The following is a 26,180-nucleotide window of genomic DNA, read 5'->3' as shown; positions in this document are numbered from 1 at the left end:
TGGTGCAACGAATATAGCTTACAAAAGTTACTAATCCTTAATCCACTCTTTCATAAATTATTGCTGCTCCCTGCCCTACTCCAATACACATCGTAGCCAATCCGTATTTGGAATTTCTTCTTTTCATTTCATGTAATAAGGTAGCAGAAATACGTACACCACTACATCCTAATGGATGACCGATAGCAATGGCGCCGCCATTTACATTTACTTTTTCATTATCCAATCCAAGCTCACGGATACAGGCGATGGATTGCGAGGCAAACGCCTCATTCAATTCAACAAGGTCAAGATCATCTATTCTTAAACCGGCCCGCTGCAATGCTTTTCTTGTTGCCGGTACCGGGCCAATGCCCATGATAGCGGGATCTACTCCTGCTGCCGCCATCGACACAATTTTGGCCATCGGCCGCAGCTCATATTTCTTCACAGCCTCTTCGCTGGCGAGCAACATCGCGGCCGCACCGTCATTAATACCGGACGAATTACCGGCGGTGACTGTCCCTTCTTTCATAAAAGCCGGCTTTAATGTCGCCAACTTCTCCAGCGATGTTTGCCGGGGTGCTTCATCGTCCACCATCCAGCTCACCAATCCATTATTATACAATTCTACTGCTGCCAGTTCATCATCCCACTTTTTTGCTTCCCGTGCGGCAAAATATTTTTCCTGTGATTGCAGAGCAAACATGTCCTGTTCCTGCCGTGAAATGTTCCACTGTTTTGCCACATTCTCCGCCGTTTCACCCATGCTGTAAGGATGATACATTCCCGCCAGCTTCTTATTGACAAAGCGCCACCCCAATGTGGTATCATACATTTCATGACTTCTTGAAAAAGGCGCTGCCGATTTTGCCATTACGAAAGGCGCTCTCGTCATGCTTTCCACGCCACCGGCAATGATCAGTTCGGCATCACCACACATCACCTGCCTTGATGCATCCATGATAGCCTGCAAACCTGAAGCACACAAACGATTTACCGTTGAACCAGCTACACTCACTGGCAGCCCTGCCAGCAGCGCCGCCATTCTCGCTACATTGCGATTGTCTTCACCAGCCTGGTTGGCCGCACCGGCAATCACTTCCTCTATTGCACTCACATCAAGCGACTCGTGTCGTTGCAGCAACGCAATGATAACATTAGCCAGCAGGTCATCGGGCCTGGAATTGGCTAATGCCCCACCATATTTTCCGATTGGTGTTCTTATAGCATCAATAACAAATGCCGTTTTCATAAACTGATCCAAATTGGCAATTAAAAAATGTAAACTAAGTGAAATGTAAAATTACTTCAGGAATTTTCGAACTAATGACCTCACCTTAACACGGCAAATATTAAACAAAAATGTTTTATACAAAATTGTTTAATACAGGAATGCTTCTTTTGATACGCAGACCGGTCTCTTTTGCTATTTCCTTGTGACTATCTTTGCAACATGTTAAAAGCAGCGCAACGCAACATCCGCCATTTAAGCCTGAAAGATATAGAAGAGTATTTCGCCTCATTTGGCGAAAAGAAATTCAGGGCCAGGCAGGTGTATGACTGGCTTTGGTTAAAACCGGTTCGCAGTTTTGATGAAATGACCAATCTTTCTAAAGATTTACGGCAAAAGCTGGCTACGGAGTTTAGCCTGCCCGCCTTACAAATTGATCACACGCAACATTCTGAAGACGGTACTTTCAAACTTCGCTTCAAAACGCATGATGGTCATTTTGTAGAAGGTGTGTTAATCCCAACCGTGTCTGGCCGATACACAGCCTGTGTATCATCCCAAATCGGTTGTAGCCTTAGTTGTAAGTTTTGCGCTACGGGTTATATGGATCGCAAACGCAACCTTGAATTTGACGAGATATATGATGAAGTAGCCTTACTAAATCAACTATGTGAGAAAGAATATGGCAAAAAGCTCAGCAATATTGTCTACATGGGCATGGGTGAGCCTTTATTAAATTATAAAAATGTATTAAGATCAATTGAACGCATCACCGCGGCAGACGGCTTGGCCATGAGTCCCAAACGAATCACTGTTTCAACAGCCGGTGTGGCAAAAATGATAAAGCAATTAGGTGATGATAAAGTAAAATTCAAACTTGCTTTATCCCTGCATGCTGCTACTGATGAAAAACGCCATGAAATCATGCCGATCAACGATACCAATAATATCAAATCGCTGATTGAGGCGCTCAACTATTTTTATAAGCAAACTAAAAACGAGATCACCTTCGAATACATTCTTTTCAAAGATTTAAATGACTCGCTGAAAGATGCCGATGAACTGATCAGGATCTATCGCCAGGTTCCCGCCGATCTTGTCAACCTGATTGAATACAATCCAATTGATGCGGCAAAATTTGAAAAGCCGGAAGAAGATAAGGTTGAGGCATTTATGTATTACCTTGGCAAACATGGAGTCAATGCCCGTCTCCGCCGCAGCCGCGGAAAAGATATTGACGCAGCTTGTGGTCAGTTGGCCAACAAAGAAGAAGCCCCAAACCCCTAAAGGGGCTTTACAAATTTCCACAATCCGAATTGGTTGGTATCACAGCCGTTTATCAGTGTTATCAACCATCTACGAATCATTTCCTACTTCGGTTAAACCCCGGTAGTCAACAATGGTCTGTTAATTGCAAAAAATCTTTAACAAACCCGGCCGGAAGTTTATGCACTCAACCGGCATCTAAAACAAAAAGAAAATCATGAAGAAGATACTATTAAGTGTAATGGCCGCCGCATTGGTTGTAGCAGTGTCGCAGGCGCAGGAGATCAAAGACCGTGAGCCGGCAAAACAACATATGATGAAAAGACATCATCACGGTGATGAGTTTAAAAACCTGAATCTTACGGAAGATCAAAAAGAAAAATTTAAAGCCCTGCGTGAAGAGAACCGCAAGCAAATGGAAGGGCTGAAGAAAAACGATAATATCACGGTAAAGGATTGGAAAGCCAAAATGGAGGCACAACGCAAAGACTACCGGGCAAAAATGCAAAACATTCTCACCGATGATCAAAAAGCACAATTGGAAAAATCAAGGCAAGAAAGAAAAGCAAAATTTCAAGAGCGGGCAAAAGAGAGAGGTGAGAAAATGAAAGCTGAACTTGGCCTGACTGATGAACAATCAGCCAAATTAAAAAGCAATCGTGAAACCATGACCTCTCAATTGAAAGCAATCCGTGAAAACAGTGCCTTATCTGATGATGCTAAAAAAGAACAGGCAAAAGAATTGATAAAAAAGCAACGGGAAGAAATGAAATCTATATTGACAGAGGAGCAGTTGAAAAAATGGGAAGAGCAAAAGAAACAAAGACCCCATCGCAGAAAGATCGTTTAAGGACGGTGTGATGAGTGAACTGGAAGCCCGCTGATTATCGGCGGGCTTTTTAGTTATCTTTGCGATTCATCTACTGTTGCAAAACAGCAAATTACTCTCAACATGAAAAAAAAATCAACCCCGTTTGACAAGTTTGCGAAAAAGAAAAGCAATGCTGCCATTAAAGAGCAGTTTAAACAAGAAAAAAGAAAAATAAAAAAAGAAAGAGAAGAGTATTTTGAACAGAAAAGAGCTGAGGCAAGGAAACAGAAGTTGGAAGCTGGAAGTCAGAGATCGGAAGTGACTGGTCAAAAGTCAAAAGTGAGAGGTCAAAAGGAAGAAGTGAGAAGTCAAAAAACGGAAGTCAGAAGTCAGAGATCGGAAGTAGCAAGCAGGAATCAATTGGCAACAGGCGACCAGCAACCTGTAACAAGCAACCGGCAACTGACAACACTTATGCCGCTCAACAAATTCCTTGCCCACAGTGGCGTGGCTGCACGAAGAGAGGCGGCGGAAATTGTGAAGCAGGGGAGAGTAAAAGTGAATAAAATCGTCATTACAGAACCTGGACACAAGGTGTCAGCGCAAGACGATATCAGGATAAATGGTAAAAGAGTATTTGTTTCAAAAAATCTCGTTTATATTTTATTGAATAAACCCAAAGATTATATCACTACCACTGATGACCCACAAGGGAGAAAAACAGTGCTCGATATTATTGGCAATGCCACAACTGAAAGAATTTATCCTGTAGGTCGGCTCGACAGAAATACCTCAGGCGTTCTGTTGCTGACCAATGATGGCGAATTGTCGCAAAAGCTTACCCATCCCAGCAACCAGATAAAAAAGGTTTATCACGTTACGCTTGACAAACCGCTTGAGAAAAAAGATTTCGAAAAGATCCTGAGCGGCGTTACACTGGAAGATGGTCCTGCCAGTGTGGATGTGCTGGCTTATGCCGATATAAAAGATAAAACACAAATCGGTGTTGAAATACATAGCGGCCGCAACCGCATTGTTCGACGCATCTTTGAATCATTAGGTTATGATGTAAAAAATCTTGACAGGGTAATATTTGCCGGTCTCACCAAGAAAAATGTGGAGCGGGGCAAATGGCGCTTCCTGACGGAAAAAGAAGTGAGGGACCTAAAACATTTTGGGAAAGGCAAATAATCACTACCTCTTCTATTTAGCTCACACTACAACAAACACCTGTATAACGAATCTATTTACATGAAACTGGCCGATCTACTGATATTTGAGGACGATGATGTTATTGCATTGAATAAACCTTCAGGATTGTTATCTATTCCCGACCGGGAAAGAAAAGAACCTTCTTTAAAAGATATCCTGCAGGAGAAATATGAAAAAGTGTTCACCGTTCACCGGCTTGATAAAGACACCAGCGGTCTGATTGTGTTTGCAAAAAATGAAGTTGCACACCGACACCTTTCAATGCAATTTGAAGAACGGCAAACAGAAAAAATATATGTTGGCTTAGTGATCGGACACCCTGCCAATGAAAAAGGAACAATCGATCTGCCCATTGCTGAAAATATGGTAACCCGCGGAGTCATGCTTATTAACCGCAGGGGAAAACCCTCTGTTACCGACTACGAAGTGTTGGAAAATTTTGGCAGTTACTCATGGATGCAGTTCCGGATACATACGGGCCGGACACACCAGATAAGAGTGCATATGAAAGACCTGGGTCACCCGATTGTTTGCGATGAGTTATATGGCGATGGCAAACCTTTGTTATTATCCTCCCTAAAAAGCAAATTCAAACTTTCAAAGAATGAACTGGAAGAAAGACCGCTTTTAAACCGCCTTGCGCTTCATGCCAGCCGCTTAAGCTTTTCTAAACCCAATGGTGCGCCAATAAAATTGGAAGCCGAACTGCATAAGGATATGCGGGCAACCTTACAACAGCTTGGTAAATGGAAAAAGGGCAAACAAAAATAGATTTCACATCTCCCTAATCTGACGATCTCCCTTTGCAATTCAGGTATTGCTATCTTTGAACAGCATATTTTATGTTTAAAGTAGTCTCTTACCAGGTTGCCGACAGCATTGACTTAAAAAGTCTGAAAACGGCTTTTAGTGAGGAACTGGGATACAGCGATGCGGATGAACTTTTTTATCGCATCAACCAGGAACAGTACGTCGCTATTTTTAAATACGGGGTAATTAGTTTTTTAAACTACGATGCTAATGCTACCAGTTCCTTTCTGGCGTTTATAGAACCTTTTTGTAAGAACCGGTTTACCGAATTCCTCAGTGATGAATTCATCGTGGAGACCGGTGTAAAAGAGAGAAAGATTGGCCACAATAAAATTGAAATAGTATCCACCGATCCTGAAACACTTCGCATGATCATGCTGACAGTGGCACAATCCGTAGCCCTTGACTACTACTCGCAACAAACGGACACATTATTGGAGGATACTAATTATCACACACAATTGCTCGAAAAAAGGGGACGGCTTGCTATTTCTGGACGCAACCTGAAAAAGTATATAGGCAAAACATTGTTGCTTAAAAACAGGATCTCTCAACATCTCTACATTTTCGATTCCCCGCCGGAAACCTGGGAAGATGAGCGGCTGGATAAATTACACATCGAATTGAAGCGCAACTTTGACCTTACTGAAAGGTTTCGTGGTGTGTCAGACAGCTTAGAAATAGTAAAAGATAACCTGGAATTATTTAAGGACATATTGCAATATCGTAATAGTGTTTTTCTTGAATGGATCATTATTGTACTCATCGCTATCGAAGTTGCCCATTTTTTCTTTGAAAAAATATTGCCATAAAAAAGCTCAACCGAAGTTGAGCCTGAATAAAAACAAAACGGCTTTGTTTATCTAACCACCAGGTTTCTTTTTGTCACGGTATTGATCTCAATATTTTTGGTGAGACGTTGCTTGCCGCTGATCAGCGCTATTTCGTAACGACCATCTGCAACCTGGTCAAAATTGTACCGGCATTTGTAATCTATAGTTTCAAAGACAGTATCTACCAGCAAGCCATATTCCTGGTGACTTATTTTTAACTGCACCTTCCTGCCATCCTCATTTTGAACAAACAGGTTAAATGCAGTGGTCACCTGGTCAGGAATAATTGACACATTAAGAGTTGCTTCTTTCCCGGGCAACTTTTCGTCATTGGTAGTAACTGAGTAATACGATTGCTGAGAAAAAGCCGATACTGAAAAAAATAAGGCGATAATAAAAATGAACTTTGTTCGCATAGTTGAGGTTTTTGATTAATGATGACGCAAAACTAAATGCGGCATATTATCTCAACATGATGCGAAGAATAAGTTTAGTTTACAAAAGAGAAAGGAAAAATTAACGCAATGAATTATGAATAATGAGTTGTGAATTAAGAACTATCAAATTCACTTTCACTACTCACCATTCACACTAACACTTCTCCAATGCCTGCAAAATATCGTTCAAGATATCATCAGGATGTTCTAATCCTACAGAAATACGAATGAGGCCGGGGGTAATGCCCACAGTATTTCTCTCTTCTTCAGTTAATTTTGAATGGGTAGTGGAAGCCGGATGCGACGCAATACTCCTGCTATCGCCGAGATTGTTGGTCATTGAAAGCATTTGCAAAGCGTTTAAAAATTTTCTTCCGCTTTCCACACCGCCTTTTATTTCAAAGGTGAGAATGCCACCACCATTGGCCATTTGCTTTTTGGCAATTTCATATTGTGGATGGTCGGGCAGAAAAGGATATTTGACCCAACTAAGCTTTACATGATTTTGCAAAGCCCTGGCAAGATACAGTGCGTTGGAAGCATGCTTTTCCATTCGTATAAATAATGTCTCCAGGCTTTTGGTCAATACCCAGGCATTGAAAGGACTCATAGATGGTCCTGTATTACGAATGAATAAATACAATTGCTTGATCAACTCTTTTGTACCCACTACAACACCGCCTAATACCCTTCCTTGTCCATCTATAAATTTGGTAGCGGAATGCAGCACAAGATCAGCGCCATATTGAATTGGCTGCTGTACAGCAGGAGTAGCAAAACAGTTATCTACCACGAACAAGATATTATGTTGTTTGCATAGGCCAGCCACTTTCGCAATATCGATAATATCAAGCCCGGGATTGGAAGGAGTTTCGACATACAACATTTTTGTTGTTGGCTTTATCAACTCTTCGATAGTGTCCGGTTTCGTCATATCAAAATAGGAATAGTCAATTCCCCATTTTGGCAAATATTTGGTAAGTATGGTATGCGTGGAGCCAAACACAGCCGATGCAGAAATGATATGATCACCTTTTGACAGGAAGGTCATGAAAGTGGAGAAGATCGCAGCCATACCTGTACCGGTAGCCACGCCATCTTCTGCGCCTTCCAATGCTGCTACCTTAGCAATGAATTCATCAACCGTAGGGTTTGAAAAACGGGAATAGATATTTACATCTAATGTATCATCTGCAAAAGCAGCACCCATTTCTTCCGCTGAATCATAAGTAAAACTGCTGGTCAGAAACAAAGGAGTAGCATGCTCCTTCTGGTTAGTTCGTTCGGTTTGAAGTCGGATGGCTCTTGTTTCCGGATGTTGTGACATAAGCTACTAATCATTTAAAATTGGAGTGCAAAGATAAGTGCCAAATCCAAAATGACCGCTGTAGTACTAGCTTATGACAATATAATTACCGGTTTACTCTGCAAATTCTACTTTATGTATTTCTTCCCTGGAAGTATTATAGAGATCGTACCAATCCTGCTGGTCCAGGTCGATATCAAAAGCATTGACGATATTCCGGATGCGTTGCTCATTGAGTGTGCCGATCAATGGCAAAGCGCCCAATTTTATTAACCACGCTACCGCAATTGATTCAACATTGGCATTGTATTTTTTGCCGATTTCTCCCAGCTTATAATGCACCCTAACGGCCAATGGATCCGTACCATTCTCAATTCTGCCGCCAGCCAACGGTGCGGCCGCCAGGGGACGCATGTATCGTTGTTTGATATAATCGATCTGGCCATTATCCAATGCGGTTGTGTTGAGCAGGTTTAATTCGATATGGTTTGTTACAATCGGTGCTCTTAAATAAGAAGCTAAAAGCTGGTGTTGGAAAACAGAAAAATTGGCTACCCCGATATTCCTGATTTTACCTGAAGTTCTTAATCTCTCCAAAGTCAGGGCAGTTTCTTCCAGGTTGGACAAGGGATCCAGTTGATCAAGCAGGAAAATATCGATATACTCCGTCTTTAATTTTTGCAGTGAGTTCTCCACGCTTTTAAGAATATGTGCCGCCGAAGTATCATAATACTTTACTCTTACTTCGGGCCGATTGGGATGCGGGATATTTACTCCGCACTTGGTAAACAACACGACATCTTCCCGTTTGAAAGATTTTTGCCTCATTACATTGCCAAACAATTCTTCACACTGGTAACCGCCATATGTATCTGCATGATCAAATGTATTGATACCAAGTTCCAGGCACAGGTTAACGATCTTTTCCATTGTATGGACCCCGGTAGCGCTGGTATCTTCCCAGCGCCAAAAGCCATAAACGGCCGGTGAAACTTTAGGACCTGAATCGCTGAGATAAATCTTTTCCATAATTGCTATTTGTAGCAATAAAATTATTGCAATTAAACCATATTGAAGTAACAAGACTGAAAGTCTCTTATCGCAAGTTGAGGCTATGAAAATAAAACAGCCTTCCCACATGATTACTGCGATAGCGATTACCGGCAGCCACTTGCTGAAAGATGTTCATATAACTCAACCGGAAGTTATCATCCCCGTTTACATGATAAGTAAGGCCTGCAAAAAACGATTTTGACCAAAACAATTATTGGCTATTTGTTTTCCGAAATTGAGCGCTTTCCTCTTATTATTGATGATAAAACCAGTGATGAATATAAAAAAGAGTCTATGCCTGGGTTCATTAATACAATTCATTGATGAAAAAATTTTCCGGCACAAGTTGTGGAGCGAACTGAACCCTGAACGTTGCGACGCATGAAACGATAAAGTAGCACTGCAGCCGGCATAGTCATTTACTTAAAGTGTTTGTAAACTCAAGAGCACAATCCCTTCACCAGGTTCAGTTTAATCGACGCCGGCGGTCGGATTCGTCCGCCAAAGGCGGATTGCAGACATATACCTAACCATTAGTCCGCCAGTTGGCGGATGATCTAAAATGGCATCCCGAAGAATCGGGACGCCTTCTCTAGTTAATGCTTGCTATAGAAAGAAGAAATACACAAGGAATATTGTTTTTCCGGCTCCGCCGTTTTTGCTACTGATTAGCTATCATTAAGAAAAATTAGTCTCCATTAAAATTATATCGCAGTGTGAGGCCATAAGTTCTTGGATCGCCTAGCACACCGGCGTAGTGACCGGCATTACCACCTGCTGGTAATAATTGCTCATAATAATCTTTATCAAATAAGTTGCGGCCCCATACAAAAAGGGAAAGACCATTTGTGCTCCTGAAGCCGAGCCTTCCATTTACAAGCGTATAGCCCTCGATATTCAGATATGCCGAAGGTGACGGGCTGGAAGAAAAAGAAGACCGATAGTAATTATCCAATGCTAAAAAGAATTTTCCGGCCTTACCCAAAAAGGCAGCTGGAGTGTTGAACTCACCGCCTAATGATCCTGCCCATTTAGAAATGCCGGGAAGCTTGCCACCTGAAATGTCTTTGAATGCTACCTGTACGCCATCCTTCGATGCCCCTGTTTCTTCAAGTGGTAATGGTGCATTGGGGAAAGAAACATATTTAGCGTCTGTATAAGCAGCAGCTCCGTAAAACGAAAAATGATCATTGGCTTTGATATTAGCATCCAGTTCAGCGCCCCGCACTCTTACCTTCTCCGCATTTGCAATGTAGCCGCGGTTGACACCTAACTCGGGTGACTGAACATTGGTCTGGTAATTCTTTATGTCCGTATTATGCAATGTCAGGTTTAGTGTGAAATTATCAGCCGGCGTAGTTTTAATACCCATTTCAAAATGCGTTACATCTTCAGGTTTTATAACTGCCAGCTCAATGGCCGGCTTACCGCTAATGGTAGGCAAACCGGCCACATTAACACCAACCGGTTTAAAGCTTGTTGAATAGGTTACGAAAGAATTAATCCGTTTATTAGATTTATAGGAGAGTGTAACCTGGTAAGTAAGGTTTCTTTCATGTGCATCCGCAACGTAGGACTGACTGGTGTAAACCAAACGCTTTAAAGCCAGTAATGTTGAATCAGTTGTTTCCAAACCGCCTGATGCAACGCGGTTATAAACTACATCCTTCTCATCGTAATTGAAACGAATACCAGGTAAAAGATGCAAGCCATTAGCAATTTCCCATTCAATATTTGCAAATGCTGCTGCACTTAATGATTTGATGGATGCGTTGGTTTTAATACCATATCCTTCAAAGAGGCCCGGCGTTGCCCATTTGTCACTTGATGTACTTTTTGAAAAACGCCATTGAGCCGAACCGGACTCTTCAGTACCAGTAATTTTTACTTCCTGGTCAATGAGGAATAAACCTATCACGCCACTCAGGCGGGAAGAAAAATCACCGGCATAGCGAACTTCCTGCGACCAGTTATGGTGTTTGGAAGGATTTTGTGATTTAGCCAATGCCTGCAAACCGGTGAAATCTCTGTCATTGGAAGGATCCCAATCCCAATAGCGCCATGCGGTGGTAGAGGTTAATGTGCCAGGTCCTATTTTCGTATCAGCATTGAGCGATACACCACCAAGATCATTACCTGATCGCCAGGGAGTATCATGATCAATTTTCCTGTCGAAAGCATTCAGGCCTGGCAATGCATAACCAAGATCTGAAATGATCGCATTGAATTGCCGGTATGCTGCACGTTTTGTTTCTACAACTCCAGCAACAACTTGTGCATAACCATCGGGACGCTGGCGTGAAGCATCAGCAGCCAGGGTAATGGAGGTGTTATCGGAAGGTTTGTACAACAACTGGGTACGAAGGCCAAGGTTATTGATATCATTTGTATATTTTTCGGTAATGATGTTTTCAATCACACCATCACGTTGTGTTCCGGAAAAAGAAAGACGTGCTGCAAATTTCTTGCTTAAAGGTCCTGTAATGGAAGCTTTGGCCTGCACATATCCATAATTTCCAAAACTCACTTCAAAATTGCCACCCGGTTTAAAGTTTGGCTTACGTGTAGTAATGTTGAACGCTCCTGAAGTTGTGTTTTTACCAAACAATGTCCCCTGCGGGCCACGCAATACTTCAATGCGCTCAACATCTATGAAATCAAAGGTGGCTGCCGCCGGACGGGCATAATAAACACCATCTACATAGAAACCTACACCAGAATCAAGCCCATCATTGGTGAGGCCAAATGGAGAACCAAGCCCCCGAATATTGATACCCGTGTTACGGGGATTAGATGTATAAAGCTGAACCGATGGAACAAACTCCTTGACCCGGTTGACATTGAAAGCGCCGGCATTTTCCACCTGTGATCCGCTTATTACAGAAATGGGAATGGGAACATCCTGCAGCACTTCTCTGCGACGACGGGAAGTGACAACAACAGTATCTCTTTGATACAATGCCTGCAACTTTACAACGATATTGTTCACATCACTGCTTCTGACAACCTTCTGCCGCGGTTCAAACCCTGCATAGGAAATGATCAGTGTGAAAGGAAATTTTTGAATCACAGCGAAAGTAAAAAGACCAGTAGAGTCAGTAGTGGTACCAGTGCTGGTATTTTTTATCAGTACACTGGCATAGGGAATCCCCTCATTATTATCATTGACGACACGACCGGTAAACTGCGCAAACGCCAGTACCGGCAGCAAAAATCCTGAAAGTAAAATAATACGTTTCATGTATTCAGTTGGATGGTTTACAAAAACAAAATATAATAACAGTCTACAATTTTTGTAGACTAAAAAGACAAAAAAAATATTTATTGCAATTACCCGTAGATCATGGCGGCACAACATCGGAAAATGGCCAATGGAAGCAATCGGTTAGAATATGATATAATTAGACTCATTCGAAATACTCTGCAAACATAAAAGTATTTTTATTAGTCCACCAAATTTATGGACTACTTTTTCCGAATCTTCTTTAGAAAATTTTAACCAATATTTTCAGGCTCCAGAAAATAACCAGTGCACCCAATAAAATAAAAGATGTTTTACGGGGCAGTCTGCCTGCCAGCTTTGCGGCGATTGGAGCAGCAATCAATCCGCCTACCACCAGTCCCAGTATGGTTTGCCAATGGCTAACGCCAAGCAATGTAAAAAATGTAAAGGCACTTGCGAGTGTTACAAAAAATTCTGTAAGACTCACTGATCCTATAACATATTTGGGGCTTCTTCCTTTTGTTATTAATGTGGTGGTAACGATAGGTCCCCATCCGCCGCCGCCAAATGAATCCAAAAATCCACCGGCGCCAGCTAATAAGCCGTATCGTTTAAACTTTTGTTGTTGTTGTTGTTTACGAAAAGCAGTTAGAAGAATGCGTACACCCAGGAACATTGTGTAGGCCGCCATAATAGGACGCAGGTATTCCATATGCGTTTGACCAAGCTGTGTCAGCAAGATCGCTCCTAAGATTGCCCCGATTACTCCCGGTATCAATAATGCTTTGAATAATTTTTTATTGACGTTGCCGAATTTATAGTGACTATAACCAGAAGCTCCGCTGGCAAACATTTCCGCTGTGTGGATGCTGCCACTAATAGCCGCAGGATTTACGCCTGCCGACAGCATGATCGTGGCACTGGTAACACCATAACCCATACCCAGCGCTCCATCCACCAATTGCGCCAGAAAGCCGGCTAATAACATTAACGGAAAGTTTTTATCCAATGTATTATACCAGGCTACTGTATCATCTGCTATAGTCTGAAAAGGTAAGTATGAAAAAATAAAGTGACCCACCAGCATTAACGCAAAACCCAGCAATGAATAAGTAGCAATTTTTCTCCACCTCCGCTCCTTATACGCATTGTCCTTTTCAACCAACACCCTCGTAAGTGAATTCAGCTTTTTTACTTTATACTCAAAATTGCCGTTTAGCTTGTTGCGAACCTTATGAATATTCTCAATAGCTTCATCGAGTTCAGCGGGTATTGCGTCATGCAAAACTTCTTTTACCCGTTTAGCAATAGTTGGCGACTTACCATTTGTCGATATAGCTATTTTCAGATTTCCTTTTTGTACGATACTGCTTAAATAAAAATCGCATTGCTCAGGGGTATCGGCAACATTAACGAGTAATTTTTTTTCCTTTGCGAGCTGCCGGATACGTAAACTTTCCTCTTTATCGTTGATGGCAATAATGACCAGGTCTTTTTCAACAAGGTCAACCGGGTGAAAACTTCTTTTTTCAATCACTACGTTGCTATGTGATGCAGCCAGTTTCTTTACGGCCTCTGAAACTTCTGTAGCCACGATATGTACCGAAGTTGAAGGAGAATTCGTTAATAAGCTTGTCAGTTTTTCTAATCCCACTTTGCCTGCGCCAACCAGCAACACCTTCAGATCTTCCAGCTTCAGAAAAACCGGGAACAAATGATTAGTGGTAGATTCTGATGAATCATGCTTTTCCATGGTTGTTGCTTTTATATTTTCCAACGACTCACTCATAAAACCCGATTAATTGTTTGTACAAAATTGATCCTGACAACGGGTTGCCAGGTATGGGTACTGAACTGCCGCCAACTCATCAATAATAATTGAACCTGGTTTTTTAGATTAAAGGCATACTCACCTCCCACCCAAATCCGATATTGATCCCAATCGTCTTTCGTCTTACTGCTTTGCCACATCAATTCATTTCCAAGTAACCCCTTCCATTTCTCCGTAAATATATGATCTGCTGCTAACCGGTATCGAAACCGAAAGGCCACTCCGTCCCGATTTGTCCAATGCCGTTGTTCAGTTCTGAACTGATTAGCCAATTGCCACTTATTAAGTTTAGCTTCATGGCGTATCTCTTCCCATAGTCTTAGTTCATCACTCACCGTTTCTTTGCCAATGGTTTCAATTTGCTTTTGATGAAACCAGGCAACACCTCCTCCAACTATCCATTGGTTATTCAGCCGGTAATGTACTCCTGTCCGAACAGCAACCAGGCTCACCAATGGTTGGTTTGCAAAATTTCTCGCCTGTACATCAGTGTTCAGCTGCCACCTTTTGCTGATGGAATATTTCAAATAATAAGCAGGCCACCAACTTATATGTTTATTAAACCCTGATTGAGCCTTCGCACCAGTCACTATCAGTAAAAACGAAACCGATATGGTCAATTTACTAATTGGCATGTATCCACTTGCGGTATGAAAAATCACCAAATGTTTCCCCATTCTTTCTTTCGGCCGCGTATACTCCTAATAACTCATCCAATGTCTCCAGTATTTGTCCTTCATTCAAATGATCTTTATATACCTTGTTCAATCTTTCACCCAACCTGTCACCACCAATGTGCAAATTATAATGCCCATACGCTGTTCCAACAAATCCTATCTCGGCGGCAGGAGAACGTCCGCAGCCATTTGGACATCCCGTCATTCGCAAAACAATTTCTTCGTTTTGCAAAGAATATTTTTCGAGTAGCGGCTCAATTTTGTCAATCAATGTTGGTAAATAACGTTGAGCCTCTGCCAATGCCAGTGGACAGGTATTAAAAGCCACACAGGCAATTGCATTTTTTCTTAACACACCGGCCTTATCAGTATGTTCAATGATTCCGAAATTGTTCAAAATATCTTCAATTGCCTGTTTATCTTTTTCGGCTACGTCACTGATGATCACATTTTGATTGCCGGTAAACCGGAAGTTTGCTTTTCCGATTTTTGCCACTTCAAGCAACGCAGTCTTCAGCGGCGCCTTTTCATCGTCTAATACTCTTCCATTTTCTACAAATACAGTATAGAACCAATTTCCTTCATGATTTTGACGCCAGCCATAATGATCTTTTCTAGAAGTAAACTCGTAAGGCTTTGTCGGCTCCAGCTTAAACCCACAGCGTTTTTCCAACTCTTCCCTGAATCCGTCCACTCCACATCTGTCAATAGTATACTTCAAGCGGGCCAGTTTTCGATCACTCCTGTTGCCATGATCTCTTTGTATAGTCATGACCTCATACACCGCCTTCAACACTTTTTCTGTATCAACAAAACCTAATACAGAAGCCAGCCTGGGATAAGTATGCGGATTGCCGTGTGTAGCACTAAGGCCACCGCCGGCAGCAATATTGAACCCAATGAGTTTATTATTTTCTATGATGGCGATCAGGCCAAGGTCATTGGTCAATACATCGACATCATTATTGGGCGGGATAGCGATCCCTATCTTAAATTTCCGCGGTAAATATCTTTCCTGGTATAGCGGATCCTCTTCGTTTTTGTCGGCTATTTTTTCTTCGCCCAGCCATACTTCATAATAAGCTCTTGTTTTCGGAAGAGCCAATGTGCTGATTTTATCTGCATATTTAAACACTTCCTCATGAATAGCTGATTCTTTCGGATGCGCACTGCAGGTTACATTGCGGTTGACATCGCCGCAGGCAGCAATAGAATCGAGATGCAGTGTATTAAACGATTGTATTGTAGGCCTGATATGGGATTTCAGGATGCCGTGTAATTGGACCGTTTGTCTTGTCGTAATTTTTATGGTACCGGTTGAATGTTCGCCGGCGATATGATGCAAGCCAATCCACTGCTCAGGAGTCAAAAATCCACCGGGCAAACGCAGCCTGATCATATACGAATAGAGCCATTCCAGCTTTTTCGCACTTCTCTCCTCCCTTCTGTCACGGTCGTCCTGCTGGTACATCCCGTGAAATTTAATCAGTGACTGATCATCTTCACGCAAGGCACCGGTTATAGCATCGGTAAGGCTTTCCTTCAATGTACCACGAAGGCCTTTACTTGCTGTCTTTATTCTTTCAACTGGTGATAAGTTAGTTTTATCGCTCATAAACCCCATACCCCTAAAGGGGCTTTTAGACTCTGAATTTTGCAACTACTTTTCCTAATCGGAAATCTAAAACCCAGAAATAATTAAAAAATATTTGACACCTTCAAATTATTAATACTCACATTTTATATCCCATCACCCTCTCAGAAGAGTAAGGGCTGCGTATTGGTGGCCCCGACATTTCATCGGGATCGGGAGGGTCTAATACACATCTTTTTCAAATCTTCCTTCCTTCTTCAATTGCTCTAAATACTTCTTGGCTTCGTCCCCACTTTTCTTGCCCTGCTCGCCTATTATCTGTAATAAAGTATGTTCAACATCTTTACTCATCGGGTCTTTTGTACCACTGATATAAACAGACGCTCCATTGTCAATCCATTGATAAAGCTCCTGAGCCTTTTCTAACATGCGATGTTGTACATAAATTTTTTCCTGCTGATCTCTCGAAAAAGCAAGGTCTAAATTGTGCAACACTCCGGTCTCCACATAATTCTGAATTTCGGTCTGGTATAAAAAGTCTGTGATAAAGTGCTGCTCCCCGAAGAAAAACCAGTTTCTTCCGGATGCGCCTGTTGCATCCCGCTCAGCTAAAAATGCTCTGAACGGAGCCGCACCCGTACCAGGCCCAATCATAATAATATCCTTATCAGGTGCCGGTAATTTGAAATTCTTATCCTTGTGTACATAAAAAGTCAGGGATGAATTAACAGGCTGGTCGCCGAGAAACTCGCTGCATAATCCGTACCGTTGCTCATCCAATGCCAGGAAACGATCTCTCGCTACCGTAATGTGCACTTCGGTATTGCCATGTCCATTTGGTGAGGAAGCAATCGAATACAATCTTGGCGCAATCGGCATTAATATCTTTATCACTTCCAGGAATTGCGTTGCATCTTTTACCGGGTAAATGCGCAACAGGTCAACAAGGTCCATTCTTGTATCTGGAATTTCTTGTTGTATAATGGCTGCATATTTTTTTATCGTAGATGTAAGCAGGTAACAGATATTGAGATGCTGAGAGAGCAATTCTTTTACCGTTGCTTTTACCTTGGTTGTTTCAACGACAAGGGTTTCATCTATGCCTGTCAATGAAATGATCCTGTTTACAACATCCTCCCTGTTGCGGGGAATGATACCGATGGTATCACCCGGCTCATATTCGATAGGTTCATCGGTTCCTATTTCGATATGATAAGTTTTCTTATTGGAACCCTGGTCGTTTAGGTTGATGTTTGCCAGGATGGTTCCGTTATAATATTTTTTTCCGGCTGGTTTTTTTGCAGCAGCGGGCGCAACCACTGGCGCAGGCGCAGCTGCCGGTTGTTCATCTAAAATTGCCAACACTTTATCGAACCATTGTTGAGCATCTTCTTCATAGTCCACATCACATTTCTGTAGCGGCACTACTCTTTTAGCTCCAAACTTGCTGAACTGCGCATCCACATCTTCACCGGTTTTGCAGAACATTGGGTAAGATGTATCACCTAAAGCCAATACGCTGAACTTAAGATGGGAGAGATCCAGCGCCGACTCATGAATATGATCATAGAATTTCTTTGCAGGGATTGGCGGTTCACCTTCGCCCTGTGTACTGATCACTACAAAAAAATAATCTTCTTTTGGCAAATCTGTAAGGCGGTATTGATCCAGTCCAATCAGTTTTGCATTTACTCCTTTTTTCTTGGCTACGGCTGCCAAATGTGTCGACAACCTTTTTGCATTGCCTGTTTCGGTACCAAAAGCAAGGGTGACTTTTTTTGTAGTGACAGGTTTCGCTTCATGCCCATTTACCTGAGGCGTAGCATGTGCCTTGCCATTGGCTACGATGCCAGACAAATATCCATTGATCCAGATAAGCTCTTCCTTTGAATAGCTATCAATCAGTTCGTGTAGTTGTTTTAGTTTTACTTCTCCCAGCATAGCAGCTTATCATTTTACGGTAACCAATTGATTAAAAACAGATCCTTCTTTACCTGCTGCAAACCACTTATAATCGTTGTGCAACATCACCACATCACCGACAATTACCAGTGAAGGTGAACTGAATTTTTTATTGGCAAAATCTATTACACAGTTTGTTAAAGTTGAAATATGAACACGTTGATGCTCGGTCGTCGCCTGCTCGATCACTGCTAATGGCGTAAATGGTTTTTTTGAATAACGCAACAATAGTTCGGATAAATTAGAAAGATTCCTGGCTCCCATGTAGAATACTAATGTATCCTGGGTGTTAGCCCATGTTTTCCATTTCTCAGGACTATAATGGCTGCAGGGATTGAAGGTGATGAACTGCACAGCCTTTGCATAACCTCTTGCGGTAAGCGGAATTCCCGCATAAGCAGAAACACCCGAAGCCGCAGTGATGCCAGGGATAATTTCGTAGGGCACATCATTCTCTTGCAAGGCCATCAGTTCATCCAGCACATTACTGAAAAAAGCTACATCGCCACCCTTCAACCGCAATACGGTTTTACCATTTTTGGCGTGATTGACCAACAACTTATTAATATCTTCCTGCGCCACTGACCCATCATGATAACCCTGTTTTCCTGTCATCAACGCCAATACATCTTTGCGGGCATATAAATCAATGATCTCAGGATTTACCAGCCTGTCAGCCAATATTACATCAGCTTCAGCCAGTTTTTTCTGAAGCTTAACGGTAATCAACTCCGCATCACCAGGACCGGCGCCTGCGATGATCACTTTTCCAGTTGATTGTTCCTTGTTCATAATCTCACTTTGTTTTTTATACTCACTTCAATAAAACCGCCGCCACAGTACTATTGCCTGTTTCGTCAATTAATATAGCACTGCCGTTTACATTGAGCTTATCATATGCATCATAAACAAGCGCAGATGCTGTTTTGATAGTCGCCTTCACTACTTCGTTCAGCTTCACGTTACCTTCAACAGGCTGCTGTTGTAGCGTATTTACGTCGAGCTTGTAATCAATTTTCTTCACCACCGCCTTTACAAGACGACTATTATGTTGTAAGTAATATTTATTTCCGCTTTGCAAAGGCTTATCATCCATCCAACACAATAACACCTCCAGTTCGTTGCTCACCTGTGGCAGGTTATCAACTTTTGCAATAGCATCGCCACGGCTGATATCAATGTCATCAGCCAGTTGAATAGTGACGCTTTGCGGAGCAAACACTTCACTTACTTCTTCTCCTCCCACTTCTAATTTGCTGATTGTTGTCTCGATGCCGGCAGGCAGTACTTTTACTTTATCACCTGTTCTGTAAACACCACTAGTCACTTTTCCGGCATAACCTCTGTAATCATGCAACTCTTCTGTTTGCGGCCTGATTACAAATTGCACCTGGAAACGGGCATCTTCCAAATTAATATCATGATTGATTTCGATATTTTCTAAAAATTCCAGTAACGGCTTGCCTTCATACCAGTCGATGCGTTCAGACCTGTCCACTATGTTATCACCATTCAACGCACTGATAGGTATATAAGTAATATCTGTTAAGCCAAGTTGTTTGGCTACATCGGCATAATCAATGACGATGTTGTTAAAAACATCCTGCGAATATTCTACCAGGTCCATCTTGTTGATAGCAATAACCACATGGGGAATTTTCAACAGAGACGCAATGATAGAATGGCGACGGGTTTGCTCTACCACACCTTGCCTTGCATCGATCAAAATAATGATCAGGTTAGCATTGGAAGCGCCGGTGATCATATTACGAGTGTACTGTACGTGACCCGGTGCATCGGCTATAATAAATTTTCTTTTAGGTGTAGTAAAATAGCGATAGGCAACATCGATCGTAATACCCTGCTCTCTTTCTGCACGAAGACCATCTGTCAATAAGGCCAAATCAACCGAACCGTCTGTTCTGTTCTTTGTTGATTTCTCCAAAGCTTCCAGTTGATCAACCAAAATATTTTTACTGTCGTACAGCAAACGACCAATCAATGTACTCTTGCCATCATCAACACTTCCTGCTGTTATAAATCTAAGTAAGTCCATTACCGTAGTTTTTGTTTAGAATTTTGCTTGTGAGCAACGTGATTAAAAATATCCGTTTTTCTTCCTGTCTTCCATGGCAGCTTCTGTCACTTTATCGTCGATCCTGGTTTCACCCCTTTCGCTGATACGTGTTGAGATAATCTCATTGATCACTTCATCCAGCGTTGTGGCTTTCGATTCCACGGCGGCCGTACAAGTCATGTCACCAACAGTACGATAACGAACCTGTTTTTTGAGGATCACATCCGATTCTTCAATTTCAATGAAGTCAGAAACAGCTACCAGCTGTCCTTCATGTTCTATCACTTCTCTTTCGTGAGCAAAATAAATAGATGGCAAAGCGATGTTTTCTTTGCGGATATAATTCCAGATATCTAATTCTGTCCAATTGCTGATTGGGAACACCCGTACATTCTCGCCTTTATGTATGCGACCATTATAAATGTTCCAGAGCTCAGGTCTTTGCAGTTTTGGATCCCATTGTCCAAATTCATCACGGACAGAAAAGATCCTTTCTTTAGCCCTTGCTTTTTCTTCATCACGACGGGCACCACCGATACAAGCATCGAATTTAAATTCCTCGATTGTATCCAGTAATGTATGTGTCTGTAACCAATTACGGCTGGCAAATTTTCCTTTAGGCTCAGTAAGATTTTTCTGTTTGATTGTGTCTTCCACTTTTCTTACCACGAGAGTGGCATTTACCTCTTTGGCCAGCTCATCCCGAAACTCCAGGGCTTCCGGAAAGTTGTGACCGGTATCGATATGCACCAAAGGAAAAGGAATTTTTCCGGGGGCAAAGGCTTTTTTAGCCAGGTGCACTAGCGTGATCGAATCTTTTCCACCACTAAAAAGCAGCGCAGGCCTTTCAAATTGCGCAACAACTTCACGGAAAATATGGATGCTCTCCGCTTCCAGCTGTTGCAGGTAATCCAATTGATAATTATTCATACTTCTTTCTTTAATGTCTACTCATTCAGTAGACTTCTATAGCAAAAAAAATTAACTAGCTTTCACTATGTTTGCATGCAAACCACATTCTTTCTGTGATGTTTCCCACCACCAGCGTCCTGCTCTTGCATCTTCACCCGGCTCGATTGCTCTTGTGCAAGGTGCGCAACCAATACTGATAAATCCTTTATCATGTAATGTATTATAAGGCACATAGTGCTCTTTGATATAAGCCATTACGTCATCATAAGTCCAATTGATCAACGGATTGAACTTATACAATTGTTTTTCTTCCGACCATTCTATCATTGGCATATCCTTCCTGTTATTGGACTGGTCGGCACGAAGTCCAGTGATCCAGACCTTAGCTCCTTTCAAAGCCCGGTTCAATGGGATCACTTTCCGGATATGACAACATTCTTTCCTGTTTTCCACCGACTCATAAAAGCTATTGATCCCTTTTGTAACAACAAATTCCTCTACATCACTTGCCTCCGGAAAATAAACTTTTATCGGCTTTTTGTACCGGGCGGTTGTTTTATCCAATAGCTCATACGTTTCATTGAAGAGACGACCAGTATCAATCGTAAATACTTCAACCGGTATATTATTTTTAAAAATAACATCCGTCAATACCTGGTCCTCCTGCCCGAGGGACGACGAAAAGACCACTTTGCCAGGAAACAAGTCAGCGACCAGGCCTATTGCTTCCGGCAAAGAGCTCTTCTCAATCTCCGATATTTGTTCGGGGGTTAGCATTCTTTCCAATTATAAATTTGGCTGCGGTGTATAACGCAGGTAGGGTTTTACAATCTTCACTCCTTTAGGGAATTTCTTTATAGCATCTTCTGTAGATACAGCCGGCACTACAATTACATCTTCACCACCGTTCCAATCAGCTGGAGTAGCTACACTATAACCAGCTGTCAACTGCAAGGAGTCAACCACACGAAGCACTTCATTGAAGTTTCTTCCTGTAGAAGCGGGATAAGTGATCATCAGCTTTACCAGCTTATCCGGGCCAATAACAAACAGGGAACGAACAGTGGCCGTTGCTGAAGCATTGGGATGAATCATATCATACAAAGTAGCAACAGTTCTGTCTTCGTCAGCAATGATTGGAAAACCAACAGAGCAATTCTGTGTTTCGTTAATATCATTTCTCCACTCGAAATGCTTATCCAATGGATCTACGCTTACTGCCAATACTTTTACATTACGCTTAGCAAACTCTTCCTGCAACAACGCTGTCTTTCCAAGTTCAGTCGTGCAAACGGGAGTGAAATCAGCCGGGTGTGAAAATAAAATACCCCATCCATTACCGAGATACTCATAGAAATCAATTTCTCCTTCTGTCGTTTGTGCTTTAAAGTTGGGAGCAACATCCCCTAAACGTAATGACATAAAATAAAAAATTTAGTGAAAACAAAAATAAGGACAAATACAAAGCCCACCAAGTTTGTAGACTAAAAATACGCAAACGATCCTGCTAACTATCGTTTGTCAAAAAAGAATTGATTATTTAGACCACGAGGTCACTCAAAGTGCGATTTTCCAGGATATTTAATGTTGCGTCCCGAACCTCTATCATCATGTCGTGAAGCCCACAACTTGTCTCATTGCAATTTTTACAACGCTCATAGAAATAAAGACTTACGCATGGTAACATAGCGATGGGACCATTGATAAGCCGGACCACAGTAGCTACCTTTACTTTGGAAGGATGTGTCTTTAGAAAATACCCCCCACCCTTTCCTTTTTTGCTGTCCAGTATATCAGCTTTCTTCAGTTCCAGCAGGATGTTTTCCAGGAATTTTAACGGAATCTTTTTCTTTTTAGCAATTTCGGAAATGAGCACAGGCCCTTTATCAAATCGCTCTGCTAAGTAGGTTAGGGCCTTAAAGGCATACTGTGATTTTTTGGATAACATAATTCTAGTTCAATAACTCCAATTTATAATGAATTGGCGAATTTTTCTTCAACATGGCTGACACACCACAATATTTTTCCAACGACAGGTCTATTGCTTTCTTCACTTTATCTTCATTTTTTTCTGCTGTTTTTATTTTATAAGTCACCCAAATATCTTTGAATACCCTCGGGTGCTCGGTGGTTTGTTCCGTTTCCACATCAATGGTAAGATCTGAAAATTCTACTCTCATTTTTTCCAAAATATCAACAACATCTATACCTGAACAGGCGGCTATTGCCGATAAAAGCAAGGCCTTGGGATTGGGCCCTTCCTTCCTGTTTCCATCAATACTAAATACGTTTTGTTCCAGCTTGCTTTCAAATGCATGGTCATGTTTCCAGGTTGTCGATGTTTTCATGTTTATACTCCTTTAACTGATGTTTTTTATTCTGAGATATATTTTCCAGTGTCCACTCAATGCTTTTTTCAAACCGATGTTGCCTCACCTGGCAATCAGTTTTATTACAAATATGGCATTGAAACGATAAACAATCATCCGCATGGACCATTAATTCAACAGATTCGCCAAATTTTTGTTTCACAAGTTCTGACAATTTATCAATTTCCAGATGTGCCTCGTGTACATTCAGATACCAGGGAACGGTAAGATGGCAATCAATATGCAGTACAGCTCCATATTTTATTACACGAAGATTATGAAGATCGATCCAGTTTTTCTGCCGGTTACTATTCAGCAATTCGACCATTTCCGATAAGAGTTTCTCATCCGCCTCATCCATGATGCCGGCAATGGACCGGCGGATGATACCGTAGCCGGTAACGATAATAAAAATCGCAATGCCGATGGCGACCACGCTATCTATCCATAGCAAGCCGGTAAAATGCATGATAATGAGTGCAGCAACAATCCCGGCTGTCGACCACGCGTCACTCTGTAAATGCTTTCCGCTCGCTATTAATGCCAGGGAGTTATTGGCCCTGCCGATGCGGAGACAGACAAAAGCAGTTATGAAATTAATAACAGCCGTAGCTGCTACCAGCCCGATGCCCAGGTCCAGTTTATGCAAGACAACCGGATAAATAAGCTGTTTGATTGCCTGGTAAATGATCACAACACCGGCTATCAATATCATGGTTCCCTCAATAGCGGCTGACAAAAACTCTGCTTTACCATGTCCGTAAGGATGATCCCTGTCCCTGGGCTTCGCTGCCACAAACAGACTATACAGCCCAATAAAACCTGCGGCTACATTTACAATACTCTCCATTGCATCGGTAAGAATAGAAACAGAATTTGTAAAGTACCAGGCAACAAATTTTGCCAGCAGCAGCAATACTGAAATAGCAGCTACCCATTTTTGAACCCGCAAATTTTGATTAGCTGTTTTCAAGAGGAGAAATTATTCAAAACGTTCTTTCACATGGCTCAACCAATGTCGCCTTGCAAAGATTAAAAACTCTTTCGGTGCAAACATAAAATCTTTTCTGCCAGGTAGTAAACGCATGTTCATGATGGACACCTTTCTACAAGCAAATAATACTTATGCTTCCCTCACCTTTTTTTTCGCAGCCGACTGAATACGTCCGATAAATCCACGAAACGATTTAGCCATCCGGTAATACCACTCTTTATTGAATAATTGGGAATCTCTCATGGCTTTGTAAGTAAGAAATACACCGATAGGCACTAAAATAAAAGCCGCCAGCCACATGCCCGCAAATGGTGTAAGTGAGTCTTCCTTAGCAAACTTTTCACCTACTGTGGTGGAGAAATAAAACACCATGAAAAAACTAATCGCTGCAATCAATGGCGTACCTAACCCACCCTTGCGAATAATGGATCCCAGCGGTGCGCCAATCAAAAAAAGTATTATGCAGGCCATCGATAAAACAATTTTACGATGCCATTCAATCTTATGCTTTCGTAAAACCTTTTCTTTATCGTTCATTATCAATTTTCGATTGGCGATACTTGAGTTTAGGGAAGTTACCTGGTTAATAGCTCCCTGGTGCACTGCATAATTGGCTGAGTCGGGAATCAGGTCATCAAATGTTTTTGCAACTCTAAAAAGACTGTCTGGCTCTTTTGACTTTTTAGTACTCGTGCTATCAAGGTATTTTGAAAACTTTAATGCAGACAGTACGATAGACTCGTCCAGTTGTTTTCTTATCTTTTTATTTTCCTTCGTTAGTGAGTCGATGGCAATATTCAATTGCCGCATGCTGTAAACCCTTTCGTTGTTTTTATTGACGCTGTCATTGGTTTGTACAAATTGAAATGAACTTAAATCAAATTGCTTTTTAAATTCTTTAAATCCCAGCCTGATATAATCGCTCTTTGCGTTGTAGTTATTACCTCTTTCCTCATAACGCCAGCCATCCTTAAGGTTGAATTCCAGGTAACGTTTATCTTCTGTTACCCGCATTACACCACTTTTGGCAATAATAAAATTATCCTGTACCGGATTTCCCTGTTCGTAAACGATTACATCACGGATGATGCTGTCATTGGCTTCCTTTTTCCCAATCTTTATAGCAAAGCCATTGATCCGGTCATAAAAGACACCCTCCTTTAAATCAAAAGCAGGTTTGGCATATACAATGTCAGTCAATAATGTTCGTGATTTGAGAAAGGCTACCGGGATCACATAGTTGGAAAATAGAAAAGCGATGCCACTTACAAACAGTGAAATAATAAATAAGGGGCGCATAAACCGCAACAGCGAAATACCGGCGGATTTGATCGCCACCAGTTCAAAACTTTCGCCAAGGCTGCCGAATGTCATTAAAGAAGAAAGTAATATGGCCAGAGGCAAAGCAAGTGGAATGAGTACGGCGCTTTGATACCAGATAAACTTTAAAACGATGTCAATGCCTAAGCCCTTTCCGACAAAGTCATCAATGTATAGCCAAAAGAACTGCATGACCAACACCAGCAGGGTAATAAAAAAGGTGGCGATAAATGGACCGATGAAGGCTTTGACAATAAGCTTATCTAACTTTTTGAACACT

The 26,180-nt window shown here is 41.8% G+C and carries 23 protein-coding genes; 5 read left to right on the top strand and 18 right to left on the bottom strand.

Annotated elements, in window-relative coordinates:
* Positions 1–37: 37 nt before the first annotated feature.
* The gene (locus tag P2W73_RS05210) at positions 38–1,234 is read right to left on the bottom strand and encodes an acetyl-CoA C-acyltransferase (RefSeq protein WP_276500938.1); all 1,197 of its coding nucleotides are present in this window, start codon (positions 1,232–1,234) and stop codon (positions 38–40) included.
* Positions 1,235–1,435: 201 nt separating this feature from the next.
* On the opposite strand from P2W73_RS05210, the gene rlmN reads away from it, so the two are divergent.
* The 5 genes from rlmN to P2W73_RS05185 all read left to right on the top strand — a co-directional run bounded on the left by rlmN (position 1,436) and on the right by P2W73_RS05185 (position 6,124).
* Positions 1,436–2,500, top strand: a complete 1,065-nt coding sequence (gene rlmN / locus P2W73_RS05205; RefSeq protein ID WP_276500937.1) for a dual-specificity RNA methyltransferase RlmN — start codon at positions 1,436–1,438, stop codon at positions 2,498–2,500.
* A 196-nt stretch (positions 2,501–2,696) separates the two neighbouring features.
* Entirely contained in the window at positions 2,697–3,329 is a 633-nt protein-coding gene (locus P2W73_RS05200) for a DUF4890 domain-containing protein (protein WP_276500936.1), read from the top strand.
* Between the two features lie 102 nt (positions 3,330–3,431).
* On the top strand, positions 3,432–4,481 hold the full coding sequence (locus P2W73_RS05195; protein ID WP_276500935.1) for a pseudouridine synthase: 1,050 nt from the start codon (positions 3,432–3,434) through the stop codon (positions 4,479–4,481).
* A gap of 60 nt (positions 4,482–4,541) precedes the next feature.
* The gene (locus tag P2W73_RS05190) at positions 4,542–5,273 is read left to right on the top strand and encodes an RluA family pseudouridine synthase (RefSeq protein WP_276500934.1); all 732 of its coding nucleotides are present in this window, start codon (positions 4,542–4,544) and stop codon (positions 5,271–5,273) included.
* A gap of 71 nt (positions 5,274–5,344) precedes the next feature.
* Positions 5,345–6,124: an RMD1 family protein gene (locus P2W73_RS05185; protein ID WP_276500933.1), complete on the top strand. Its 780-nt coding sequence runs from the start codon at positions 5,345–5,347 to the stop codon at positions 6,122–6,124.
* 47 nt (positions 6,125–6,171) lie between these two features.
* Here P2W73_RS05185 and P2W73_RS05180 read toward each other — a convergent pair whose 3' ends face one another.
* The 17 genes from P2W73_RS05180 to P2W73_RS05100 all read right to left on the bottom strand — a co-directional run bounded on the left by P2W73_RS05180 (position 6,172) and on the right by P2W73_RS05100 (position 26,179).
* Entirely contained in the window at positions 6,172–6,561 is a 390-nt protein-coding gene (locus P2W73_RS05180) for a hypothetical protein (RefSeq protein ID WP_276500932.1), read from the bottom strand.
* 175 nt (positions 6,562–6,736) lie between these two features.
* Entirely contained in the window at positions 6,737–7,909 is a 1,173-nt protein-coding gene (locus P2W73_RS05175; protein WP_276500931.1) for a trans-sulfuration enzyme family protein, read from the bottom strand.
* Between the two features lie 93 nt (positions 7,910–8,002).
* On the bottom strand, positions 8,003–8,917 hold the full coding sequence (locus P2W73_RS05170; protein ID WP_276500930.1) for an aldo/keto reductase: 915 nt from the start codon (positions 8,915–8,917) through the stop codon (positions 8,003–8,005).
* Between the two features lie 712 nt (positions 8,918–9,629).
* Positions 9,630–12,182 carry a TonB-dependent receptor gene (locus tag P2W73_RS05165; protein ID WP_276500929.1) on the bottom strand — a complete coding sequence of 851 codons (2,553 nt, stop codon included), beginning with the start codon at positions 12,180–12,182 and terminating at the stop codon, positions 9,630–9,632.
* A 244-nt stretch (positions 12,183–12,426) separates the two neighbouring features.
* The gene (locus P2W73_RS05160) at positions 12,427–13,953 is read right to left on the bottom strand and encodes a TSUP family transporter (protein WP_276500928.1); all 1,527 of its coding nucleotides are present in this window, start codon (positions 13,951–13,953) and stop codon (positions 12,427–12,429) included.
* On the bottom strand, positions 13,950–14,630 hold the full coding sequence (locus P2W73_RS05155) for a DUF2490 domain-containing protein (RefSeq protein WP_276500927.1): 681 nt from the start codon (positions 14,628–14,630) through the stop codon (positions 13,950–13,952). The genes P2W73_RS05160 and P2W73_RS05155 overlap by 4 nt, the downstream gene beginning before the upstream one ends.
* On the bottom strand, positions 14,620–16,296 hold the full coding sequence (gene cysI / locus P2W73_RS05150; RefSeq protein ID WP_276500926.1) for an assimilatory sulfite reductase (NADPH) hemoprotein subunit: 1,677 nt from the start codon (positions 16,294–16,296) through the stop codon (positions 14,620–14,622). The genes P2W73_RS05155 and cysI overlap by 11 nt, the downstream gene beginning before the upstream one ends.
* A 192-nt stretch (positions 16,297–16,488) precedes the next feature.
* Complete coding sequence (locus P2W73_RS05145) at positions 16,489–18,207, bottom strand: diflavin oxidoreductase (protein WP_276500925.1); 1,719 nt, start codon at positions 18,205–18,207, stop codon at positions 16,489–16,491.
* Between the two features lie 9 nt (positions 18,208–18,216).
* Positions 18,217–19,020 (bottom strand): uroporphyrinogen-III C-methyltransferase, encoded by an 804-nt coding sequence (gene cobA, locus P2W73_RS05140; protein WP_276500924.1) that lies wholly within the window; start codon positions 19,018–19,020, stop codon positions 18,217–18,219.
* A gap of 22 nt (positions 19,021–19,042) precedes the next feature.
* Positions 19,043–20,284 (bottom strand): sulfate adenylyltransferase subunit 1, encoded by a 1,242-nt coding sequence (locus P2W73_RS05135; RefSeq protein WP_276500923.1) that lies wholly within the window; start codon positions 20,282–20,284, stop codon positions 19,043–19,045.
* Between the two features lie 42 nt (positions 20,285–20,326).
* Complete coding sequence (cysD, locus tag P2W73_RS05130; protein WP_276500922.1) at positions 20,327–21,235, bottom strand: sulfate adenylyltransferase subunit CysD; 909 nt, start codon at positions 21,233–21,235, stop codon at positions 20,327–20,329.
* A gap of 51 nt (positions 21,236–21,286) precedes the next feature.
* Positions 21,287–21,994, bottom strand: coding sequence for a phosphoadenylyl-sulfate reductase (locus P2W73_RS05125; protein ID WP_276500921.1), 708 nt, complete (start codon positions 21,992–21,994; stop codon positions 21,287–21,289).
* 9 nt (positions 21,995–22,003) lie between these two features.
* Positions 22,004–22,639: a peroxiredoxin gene (locus tag P2W73_RS05120; protein WP_276500920.1), complete on the bottom strand. Its 636-nt coding sequence runs from the start codon at positions 22,637–22,639 to the stop codon at positions 22,004–22,006.
* 118 nt (positions 22,640–22,757) lie between these two features.
* Entirely contained in the window at positions 22,758–23,165 is a 408-nt protein-coding gene (locus tag P2W73_RS05115) for an RrF2 family transcriptional regulator (protein WP_276500919.1), read from the bottom strand.
* Positions 23,166–23,169: 4 nt separating this feature from the next.
* Complete coding sequence (locus tag P2W73_RS05110) at positions 23,170–23,565, bottom strand: OsmC family protein (protein ID WP_276500918.1); 396 nt, start codon at positions 23,563–23,565, stop codon at positions 23,170–23,172.
* Positions 23,537–24,559: a cation diffusion facilitator family transporter gene (locus tag P2W73_RS05105; RefSeq protein WP_276500917.1), complete on the bottom strand. Its 1,023-nt coding sequence runs from the start codon at positions 24,557–24,559 to the stop codon at positions 23,537–23,539. The genes P2W73_RS05110 and P2W73_RS05105 overlap by 29 nt, the downstream gene beginning before the upstream one ends.
* A gap of 150 nt (positions 24,560–24,709) precedes the next feature.
* Positions 24,710–26,179, bottom strand: coding sequence for an LptF/LptG family permease (locus P2W73_RS05100; protein ID WP_276500916.1), 1,470 nt, complete (start codon positions 26,177–26,179; stop codon positions 24,710–24,712).
* Position 26,180 lies beyond the last annotated feature (1 nt).

The organism is Terrimonas pollutisoli (assembly GCF_029360765.1).
Classification (GTDB): domain Bacteria; phylum Bacteroidota; class Bacteroidia; order Chitinophagales; family Chitinophagaceae; genus Terrimonas_B; species Terrimonas_B pollutisoli.
Note: the sequence above shows the minus strand (reverse complement) of the source record. Positions and strands in the feature narration are given on the sequence as shown.

What these genes read in the sequence shown, in the direction of transcription:
- P2W73_RS05210 (WP_276500938.1), bottom strand. Translation starts at nt 1,234, where the DNA reads ATGAAAACGGCATTTGTTATTGATGCTATAAGAACACCAATCGGAAAA.
- rlmN (WP_276500937.1), top strand. Translation starts at nt 1,436, where the DNA reads ATGTTAAAAGCAGCGCAACGCAACATCCGCCATTTAAGCCTGAAAGAT.
- P2W73_RS05200 (WP_276500936.1), top strand. Translation starts at nt 2,697, where the DNA reads ATGAAGAAGATACTATTAAGTGTAATGGCCGCCGCATTGGTTGTAGCA.
- P2W73_RS05195 (WP_276500935.1), top strand. Translation starts at nt 3,432, where the DNA reads ATGAAAAAAAAATCAACCCCGTTTGACAAGTTTGCGAAAAAGAAAAGC.
- P2W73_RS05190 (WP_276500934.1), top strand. Translation starts at nt 4,542, where the DNA reads ATGAAACTGGCCGATCTACTGATATTTGAGGACGATGATGTTATTGCA.
- P2W73_RS05185 (WP_276500933.1), top strand. Translation starts at nt 5,345, where the DNA reads ATGTTTAAAGTAGTCTCTTACCAGGTTGCCGACAGCATTGACTTAAAA.
- P2W73_RS05180 (WP_276500932.1), bottom strand. Translation starts at nt 6,561, where the DNA reads ATGCGAACAAAGTTCATTTTTATTATCGCCTTATTTTTTTCAGTATCG.
- P2W73_RS05175 (WP_276500931.1), bottom strand. Translation starts at nt 7,909, where the DNA reads ATGTCACAACATCCGGAAACAAGAGCCATCCGACTTCAAACCGAACGA.
- P2W73_RS05170 (WP_276500930.1), bottom strand. Translation starts at nt 8,917, where the DNA reads ATGGAAAAGATTTATCTCAGCGATTCAGGTCCTAAAGTTTCACCGGCC.
- P2W73_RS05165 (WP_276500929.1), bottom strand. Translation starts at nt 12,182, where the DNA reads ATGAAACGTATTATTTTACTTTCAGGATTTTTGCTGCCGGTACTGGCG.
- P2W73_RS05160 (WP_276500928.1), bottom strand. Translation starts at nt 13,953, where the DNA reads ATGAGTGAGTCGTTGGAAAATATAAAAGCAACAACCATGGAAAAGCAT.
- P2W73_RS05155 (WP_276500927.1), bottom strand. Translation starts at nt 14,630, where the DNA reads ATGCCAATTAGTAAATTGACCATATCGGTTTCGTTTTTACTGATAGTG.
- cysI (WP_276500926.1), bottom strand. Translation starts at nt 16,296, where the DNA reads ATGGGGTTTATGAGCGATAAAACTAACTTATCACCAGTTGAAAGAATA.
- P2W73_RS05145 (WP_276500925.1), bottom strand. Translation starts at nt 18,207, where the DNA reads ATGCTGGGAGAAGTAAAACTAAAACAACTACACGAACTGATTGATAGC.
- cobA (WP_276500924.1), bottom strand. Translation starts at nt 19,020, where the DNA reads ATGAACAAGGAACAATCAACTGGAAAAGTGATCATCGCAGGCGCCGGT.
- P2W73_RS05135 (WP_276500923.1), bottom strand. Translation starts at nt 20,284, where the DNA reads ATGGACTTACTTAGATTTATAACAGCAGGAAGTGTTGATGATGGCAAG.
- cysD (WP_276500922.1), bottom strand. Translation starts at nt 21,235, where the DNA reads ATGAATAATTATCAATTGGATTACCTGCAACAGCTGGAAGCGGAGAGC.
- P2W73_RS05125 (WP_276500921.1), bottom strand. Translation starts at nt 21,994, where the DNA reads ATGCTAACCCCCGAACAAATATCGGAGATTGAGAAGAGCTCTTTGCCG.
- P2W73_RS05120 (WP_276500920.1), bottom strand. Translation starts at nt 22,639, where the DNA reads ATGTCATTACGTTTAGGGGATGTTGCTCCCAACTTTAAAGCACAAACG.
- P2W73_RS05115 (WP_276500919.1), bottom strand. Translation starts at nt 23,165, where the DNA reads ATGTTATCCAAAAAATCACAGTATGCCTTTAAGGCCCTAACCTACTTA.
- P2W73_RS05110 (WP_276500918.1), bottom strand. Translation starts at nt 23,565, where the DNA reads ATGAAAACATCGACAACCTGGAAACATGACCATGCATTTGAAAGCAAG.